This is a genomic window from Dietzia sp. DQ11-71, from assembly GCF_014144995.1.
GTDB classification, from domain to species: domain Bacteria; phylum Actinomycetota; class Actinomycetes; order Mycobacteriales; family Mycobacteriaceae; genus Dietzia; species Dietzia kunjamensis.
On sequence record NZ_JAALDT010000185.1, the window covers coordinates 1 to 7,224 of the forward strand.

At 69.0% G+C, this 7,224-nt stretch carries 8 protein-coding genes; 5 read left to right on the forward strand and 3 right to left on the reverse strand.

Annotated elements, in window-relative coordinates; genetic code table 11:
• Window positions 1-524: DoxX family protein (locus G6023_RS07610; RefSeq protein ID WP_182634801.1), on the reverse strand; the 524-nt coding region annotated here is incomplete at its 3' end.
• Between the two features lie 195 nt (window positions 525-719).
• Window positions 720-1,421: an MBL fold metallo-hydrolase gene (locus G6023_RS07615; RefSeq protein ID WP_132063228.1), complete on the reverse strand. Its 702-nt coding sequence runs from the start codon at window positions 1,419-1,421 to the stop codon at window positions 720-722.
• Between the two features lie 148 nt (window positions 1,422-1,569).
• Here G6023_RS07615 and uvrA point away from each other — a divergent pair, with 148 nt between their 5' ends.
• Entirely contained in the window at window positions 1,570-4,650 is a 3,081-nt protein-coding gene (gene uvrA, locus G6023_RS07620; RefSeq protein ID WP_132063229.1) for an excinuclease ABC subunit UvrA, read from the forward strand.
• A gap of 91 nt (window positions 4,651-4,741) precedes the next feature.
• Here the strand turns inward: uvrA and G6023_RS07625 are convergent, their stop codons facing one another.
• Window positions 4,742-5,143: a DUF1844 domain-containing protein gene (locus G6023_RS07625; protein ID WP_069390177.1), complete on the reverse strand. Its 402-nt coding sequence runs from the start codon at window positions 5,141-5,143 to the stop codon at window positions 4,742-4,744.
• Between the two features lie 353 nt (window positions 5,144-5,496).
• On the opposite strand from G6023_RS07625, the gene infC reads away from it, so the two are divergent.
• The 4 genes from infC to G6023_RS07645 form a co-directional block, all read left to right on the forward strand.
• Complete coding sequence (gene infC / locus G6023_RS07630) at window positions 5,497-6,081, forward strand: translation initiation factor IF-3 (RefSeq protein ID WP_082923789.1); 585 nt, start codon at window positions 5,497-5,499, stop codon at window positions 6,079-6,081.
• Window positions 6,082-6,173: 92 nt separating this feature from the next.
• Window positions 6,174-6,368, forward strand: a complete 195-nt coding sequence (rpmI, locus tag G6023_RS07635; protein ID WP_007630819.1) for a 50S ribosomal protein L35 — start codon at window positions 6,174-6,176, stop codon at window positions 6,366-6,368.
• 69 nt (window positions 6,369-6,437) lie between these two features.
• Window positions 6,438-6,818 (forward strand): 50S ribosomal protein L20, encoded by a 381-nt coding sequence (rplT, locus tag G6023_RS07640; RefSeq protein WP_007630820.1) that lies wholly within the window; start codon window positions 6,438-6,440, stop codon window positions 6,816-6,818.
• A gap of 10 nt (window positions 6,819-6,828) precedes the next feature.
• Window positions 6,829-7,224: RNA methyltransferase substrate-binding domain-containing protein (locus G6023_RS07645; RefSeq protein ID WP_277817512.1), on the forward strand; the 396-nt coding region annotated here is incomplete at its 3' end.

Below are 7,224 nucleotides of genomic sequence, written 5' to 3' on the forward strand. Positions count from 1 at the left end.
CCGGCGGCCGCGGACTCGGCCTTCGCCCCGGGCAGCTTCGCGGCCACCTTGTCGCCGGCCTTCCGGGCGCGCCAGGCCACCCCGGGCTGTCCGGCGGTGTCGACCGAGGCGAGGATGAGCCCGCCGAGGAGCGCCACGTCGGTCGCCAGACCGGTGGTCTTGCGACTGCGGGCGTCCTTGTCGGACTCCATCCAGAACGCGTGGCGGCTGACGGTCGAGGGCACGTGGGCGGCGGTGAGCGCGAGCGCCGACAGGCGGGGGGCCTTGCCCAGCGCGAACAGGACGCCCGCGCCGATCTTGACCCCGGCGAGCGCCTTGACGAGCGTCTCGGTGTCCTTGGGGACGGGCGGCACCGATGCGGAGACCGCCTCGTTCACCGCCTGCTCGCCCTTCTCCACCAGCGGGGTGGCCTTGTCGACGAGCGGCGCCGCGTCGGCGACATGGGCCTGCGGATTGCGAAGCGTCTCAACGCCGTCGATGACGAACACCGTGGCGAGCATGGGTCGTGCGAGTCGTCGGATCATCGTTCCTCCTGGATAGGTGGGAGTGCGTGGTCGAACCTAGTCCGAACCCGGTGAGGGCGCCTCCGGTCGCGAGACGGGGCGGCCGGTGGACGGACGGTCACCGGGGGAGTGTGCTGCGGTGATCGCACACCGAGGCGGTTTGATAACGATTGGGTGTCGGCACGCCGGGCGATGGGCACAGGGTCCCCGTCGCCGTCACCACCCGCGCTCCCGCCACTCGCCCAGATGTGGCCGCTCGGCGCCGATGGTGGTGTCGTCCCCGTGGCCGGGATGGACCACGACGTCGTCGTCGAGGACGTCGAAGACCCGCGCCTCGAGGTCGTCCATCAGCGAGGCGAACTCGGCTGCCGAGCCCGTCTTCCCGGGCCCGCCCGGGAAGAGGGAGTCCCCGGAGAACAGGTGGGTGCCCGCGTCGGTGCGCAGCACGAGTGCGACGCCGTCCGGAGTGTGACCCCGCAGGCCGATCACCTCCAACCGGAGGTCGCCGACCACGAGCTCGTCGCCGTGCGCGACGTGGCGGTCGGTGGGCACGTCGATGCCCCCGGCGTCGCCGGGGGAGGCGATGGTGGTCAGGCCGAGGGCAGCGACGGTCTCCGCGAGACCGATCCAGTGGTCGGCGTGGAGGTGCGTGGTGAGCACCTCCGTGACCCCGGGTGCGCGGTCCCGTAGATGGGAAATTAGTTGCGGCGCGTCGTTGGCCGCGTCGACGAGCAGTACCTCGCCCGTCGCGGTCGACTCGATCACGTACACGTTGTTGTCCATCTCGCCGACCGAGATCTTGGTCAGCCGTGCGGGGCCCACGGTCCAGCGCTCGCCGGTCAGTCGGCCGCCCGTGCGGCCGGAGTAGCCCTCGGTGAGGGTGATGCGGTCGGGTAGTGACTCGGTGGGATTCGACATAACGGCAGGCTACCGACGTCGGGCGCGGTCGGTGGCCGGAAGCGTGTCGTACTACGTTGGTACCTTCGTCTGCGGGAACGGCAGCCATGCGGCAGGTGCGGCTTTCGCCACGGAGACGTGGCGGCCTCCCGACTCGGAAGGAGAACCCATGGTGGACCGTCTGGTCGTCCGCGGCGCACGGGAGCACAACCTCAAGGGCGTGGACATCGACGTCCCCCGCGACTCGCTGATCGTGTTCACCGGACTGTCAGGGTCCGGCAAGTCCTCGCTGGCGTTCGACACCATCTTCGCCGAGGGCCAGCGCCGCTACGTCGAGTCGCTGTCCTCCTACGCCAGGATGTTCCTCGGGCAGATGGACAAGCCGGACGTCGACTTCATCGAGGGACTGTCCCCGGCCGTGTCGATCGACCAGAAGTCGACCAACCGCAATCCCCGCTCGACCGTCGGCACCATCACCGAGGTGCACGACTATCTGCGCCTGCTCTACGCCCGCGCCGGGGTCCCGCACTGTCCCACCTGCGGGGAGGTGATCTCCCGACAGACCCCTCAGCAGATCGTCGACCAGATCCTGGACGGCGAGGAGGGTGCACGGTTCCAGGTGCTCGCCCCCGTCGTCCGGACACGCAAGGGTGAGTTCGTCGACCTCTTCGCCCAGCTCGCCGCCGACGGTTACAGCCGCGTGCGGGTGGACGGCGAGCTGCACACGCTCGCCGAGCCGCCCGTCCTGAAGAAGCAGGAGAAGCACGACATCGAGGTGGTCGTGGACCGGCTCGCGGCGAAGCCGTCCTCACGGCAGCGGCTCACCGACTCCGTGGAGACCGCCCTGGGGCTGGCGGACGGCGTGATCGTGATCGAGTACGTCGACCTCGACGACTCCGACCCCGCCCGGCACCGCAGGTTCTCCGAGCACATGGCCTGCCCGAACGGGCACCCGATCGCGCTGGACGACATGGAGCCCCGCGCGTTCTCGTTCAACAACCCCTACGGGGCCTGCCCCGTGTGCGACGGTCTCGGTTCCCACCTGGAGGTGGATCCGGACCTGGTCGTCCCGGACCCCGAGCGGTCGCTCGCCGACGGCGCGATCGCACCATGGTCGGGTGGCCAGAGCGCCGACTACTTCCAGCAGTTGCTGACCGGCCTGGCCGGGGACATGGGCTTCGACCTCCGCACCCCGTGGCAGGACCTGCCCGCGAAGGTGCGCAAGGCCGTGATGGGGGGCGCCCCCACCAAGGTCCGGGTGCAGTACCGCAACCGGTTCGGCCGCGTCCGGACCTACGACGCGAAGTTCGAGGGCGTGATGTCGTTCCTCAAGCGTCGCCTGGACCAGACCGAATCGGAATCGCAGAAGGAGCGCTACCAGGGCTACATGCGCGAGGTGCCGTGCCCGGGATGCGACGGCACGAGGCTCAAGCCGGAGATCCTCGCCGTCACCCTCGCGGGACCCGGGGGCACGGAGCGCTCGATCGCCGACATCAGCCGCATGTCCGTGGAGGACTGCGCTGCGTTCCTGGACGGGCTCGAACTCGACCCGCGCCAGGCGATGATCGCCGGTCGTGTCCTCAAGGAGATCCAGGCACGGATGGGCTTCCTGCTCGACGTGGGGCTGGACTACCTGTCGCTCGACCGCGTCGCCGGCAGCCTGTCCGGTGGCGAGGCCCAGCGAATCCGCCTGGCCACGCAGATCGGATCGGGTCTCGCGGGCGTCCTCTACGTCCTGGACGAACCGTCCATCGGTCTGCACCAGCGGGACAACCGACGACTGATCGACACCCTCGTCCGGCTGCGCGATCTCGGAAACACGCTGCTGGTGGTGGAGCACGACGAGGACACCATCCGTTCGGCGGACTGGATCGTCGACATCGGGCCGCTCGCCGGTGAGCACGGGGGCCGGGTCGTGCACTCGGGCGACTACAAGGGGTTGCTGGCCAACTCCGAATCGCTGACCGGCGACTACCTCGCCGGGCGTCGTCAGATCGCCATCCCGGACAAGCGGCGCGCGCCGAGCCCCGACAAGCGTCTGCACGTGAAAGGCGCCCGGGAGAACAACCTCAAGAACGTCGACGTGGTCTTCCCCGGCGGCGTGCTGTGCGCGGTCACCGGCGTCTCCGGTTCGGGCAAGTCCACCCTGGTCAACGACATCCTCGCGACCTCGCTGGCCAATCAGCTCAACCGGGCCCGACAGGTGCCCGGCCGGCACTCCCGGATCGACGGCGTGGACGGGTTCGACAAGCTCGTCCAGGTGGACCAGTCGCCGATCGGTCGTACCCCGCGCTCCAACCCCGCCACCTACACCGGCGTGTTCGACAAGATCCGCACCCTCTTCGCCGCCACCACCGAGGCCAAGGTCCGCGGGTACAAGCAGGGCCGGTTCTCGTTCAATGTCAAGGGTGGGCGCTGCGAGGCCTGCCAGGGTGACGGGACGTTGAAGATCGAGATGAACTTCCTGCCGGACGTCTACGTGCCGTGCGAGGTGTGCCACGGGGCGCGGTACAACCGCGAGACCCTGGAAGTGCACTACAAGGGCAAGACCATCGCCGAGGTTCTGGACATGCCCATCGAGGAGGCGAGCGAGTTCTTCGAACCGATCACCTCGATCCATCGCTACCTCCAGACCCTCACCGAGGTGGGGCTCGGATACGTGCGGTTGGGTCAGCCCGCCCCGACCCTCTCGGGTGGTGAGGCCCAGCGCGTCAAACTGGCCGCCGAACTGCAGAAGCGGTCGAGCGGGCGGACGGTGTACATCCTCGACGAGCCGACCACCGGTCTGCACTTCGAGGACATCACCAAACTGCTGTTGGTCATCCAGGGGTTGGTGGACAAGGGCAACACGGTTATCGTGATCGAGCACAACCTCGACGTGATCAAGAGCGCCGACTGGGTCATCGACATGGGGCCCGAGGGCGGTGCCGGGGGCGGCTCGGTCGTGGCTGAAGGCACCCCGGAGCAGGTGGCGACCGTACCCGGGAGCCACACCGGCCGTTTCCTTGCCGAAGTGCTCCCCGGCGTGGCCGACGGGGAGGCCGAGGCCCCGACGGCGACCGAGGTCACCGAGCAGACGACGGGGAAGAAGGCGTCGGCGAGGAAGTCACCGACGAAGAAGGCTGTCGCCACGACGAACCAGTCCTCGAAGAAGCAGGCCGAGAAGACCGCCGAGGCGGGGTCAGCGGCGTCCGCGACGGCCAAGAAGACCGCTGCGAAGGCAGCACGTAAGGCGCGCGCCCTACGCTGACGGCTTCCCGGTCCGGGACGGATGGCCCCGGACCGGGGCCCGTCGGGTCAGCGCGGCGCGGTCAGTGGGCGGCGCGGTCAGCGCGGCGCGGTCAGTAGACCGGGCCGGTGAACTTCTCGCCGGGGCCCTCGCCGGGCTCATCGGGGTACGCGCTGGCCTCGCGGAACGCGCGCTGCAGCCCCTGTAGACCGTCCTTGACGACCCGGGCCTGCGGCCCCAGGTGTTCGGCCGACCCGGCCACCAGGCCGGCGAGGGCCGTGATGAGCTTGCGGGACTCGTCGAGATCCAGTCGCGGGCTGGCGGAGGGGTCGTCATCGGAGAGCCCCAGTTTCTCGGCAGCGGCACTCATGAGAACGACGATCGAACGGAAGATGATCTCCTGTGCGGAGACGTCCGCCAAATCGACGACCTCGACCTCGCGGGCGTCGAGGTGCCCCTCGAGCAGGTTCTCGGCGGCGGCCTGGTCGGTGGAGGCGGGCTGGTCGGTGGTCATGCCGAACACTGTCCCACGGACCGGTCGATATCGTGTCGCCAGCCACCGGTTTGGGGGCAACGCCGGCTACTGGTACAGTCAACTCTCGACTGTGGGGACCCGCTACGTAGTGGGTTCCATCGTCCAAGAGGAGCCCGATCTCCCACCATCCGACGCCGGAAGGCAGTTTGATGGTCACCACCCCGACGAGGGGCCGCGAGCGATCGCGGACGTCTCGTCGTCGACGGGTGAGGAGTGAGAGGCCCCCGGCATCCCTGCCGTGGGGCCTTCTCGGTTTCACCGGTGTACCCGGTGCGGCCCGGGGTCCCTCGAGGGCGGATGCGCGACCGCGCCAGTGGTCGTGACAGAGCACCATCTACCGAGGAGGGCCCATCAGCGCCGAAGCACGTATCAACGAACGAATCCGTGTCCCCGAAGTCCGACTCGTCGGCCCCGGGGGCGAGCAGGTGGGGATCGTTCGCGTCGAGGATGCACTTCGTCTGGCCCTGGAGGCCGATCTGGACCTCGTCGAGGTCGCGCCCACCGCGCGCCCGCCGGTCTGCAAGATCATGGACTACGGAAAGTTCAAGTACGAGGCGGCGCAGAAAGAGCGCGAGTCGCGGAAGAACCAGCAGCAGACCGTGGTCAAGGAGCAGAAGCTCCGTCCGAAGATCGATACCCACGACTACGAGACCAAGAAGGGGAACGTCGTCCGTTTCCTGGAGAAGGGCTCGAAGGTCAAGGTCACGATCATGTTCCGCGGACGCGAGCAGTCCCGCCCCGAGCTGGGCTTCCGTCTGCTCCAGCGCCTGGCGGACGACATCACCGAGTACGGATACGTGGAGACCAGCGCCAAGCAGGACGGCCGCAACATGACCATGGTCGTCGCCCCCCACAAGGGCGCCAAGACCCGCGCCAAGGCGCAGGAGTCCAAGGTCACGGACCCCGCTTCCGAATAGGCCCTCCGCCGCCCAGACCACGGACGCCCGACGTCCGCACACCCGAGGTCCCACCGGGCCTTCCGGGACGAACCATGTGAGGAAGACCGATCATGCCGAAGATGAAGACCCACAAGGGCACCGCCAAGCGCTTCCGGAAGACCGGAACCGGCAAGCTGGTCCGCCAGCAGGCCAACCGTCGCCACATCATGGAGAAAAAGCCCACCAAGCGCACCCGTCGCCTCGACGGCCGTACGGATGTCGCCCCGGCCGACGTCCCCCGCATCAAGCGGCTTCTCGGGCTCTGAGCCCTCCCACCACCGAAGAGACTTCCGGTCGCCCACGAGCGACCGACCCAAACCAGTGAGGATTGATCAGTGGCACGCGTGAAGAGGGCAGTCAACGCCCAGAAGAAGCGTCGGACCGTACTCGAGTCCACCAAGGGCTACCGCGGACAGCGTTCGCGGCTGTACCGCAAGGCCAAGGAGCAGATGCTCCACTCGATGACCTACAGCTACCGCGATCGTCGTGCGCGCAAGGGCGACTTCCGCAAGCTGTGGATCTCCCGCATCAACGCCGCGGCCCGCGCCAACGACATGACATACAACCGCTTCGTCCAGGGCCTCAAGCTCGCGGGCGTCGAGGTCGACCGCAAGGTCCTCGCGGACCTCGCCGTCACCGACCCGGCCGCCTTCACGGCGCTGGTCGAGGTCGCGCGCAAGGCGCTGCCGGCCGACGTCAACGCGCCGGCTGCCTGACACCCGCGAATTGACGAACACTCCGCCCGAACAGGGCACGGCACGACCCGCGGATCCGTTCACCGAACGGACCCCGCGGGTCGTTTCCGCATCCAAGCTCCACCGCGCCGCCGCCAGGCGTAAGGCCGGCCGGTTCCTCGCCGAGGGGACCAACTCGGTCGAGGCGGCCGTGGCCACCGGCGTCGCGGTCGAGATCTTCTGCACCGCCGACGCACTCGACCGGTTCACCGGCCTGGTCGGCGCGGCTCGTTCCGCCGGGATCCCGGTGTCCGTGGCGACCGACCGGGCCCTGAAGGGACTCTCGGACACGGTCACCCCCACGGGCATCGTCGCGCTGTGCCGCACCGTGGCGCGCACGGCGACCGGGGATCCCGTCGCCGACGGGCCCGCGGCCGGGACCGAACCG

Excerpts from the sequence above, each read along its gene's own strand:
- G6023_RS07615 (WP_132063228.1), bottom strand. The coding sequence starts at position 1,421 with ATGTCGAATCCCACCGAGTCACTACCCGACCGCATCACCCTCACCGAG.
- uvrA (WP_132063229.1), top strand. The coding sequence starts at position 1,570 with ATGGTGGACCGTCTGGTCGTCCGCGGCGCACGGGAGCACAACCTCAAG.
- G6023_RS07625 (WP_069390177.1), bottom strand. The coding sequence starts at position 5,143 with ATGACCACCGACCAGCCCGCCTCCACCGACCAGGCCGCCGCCGAGAAC.
- rpmI (WP_007630819.1), top strand. The coding sequence starts at position 6,174 with ATGCCGAAGATGAAGACCCACAAGGGCACCGCCAAGCGCTTCCGGAAG.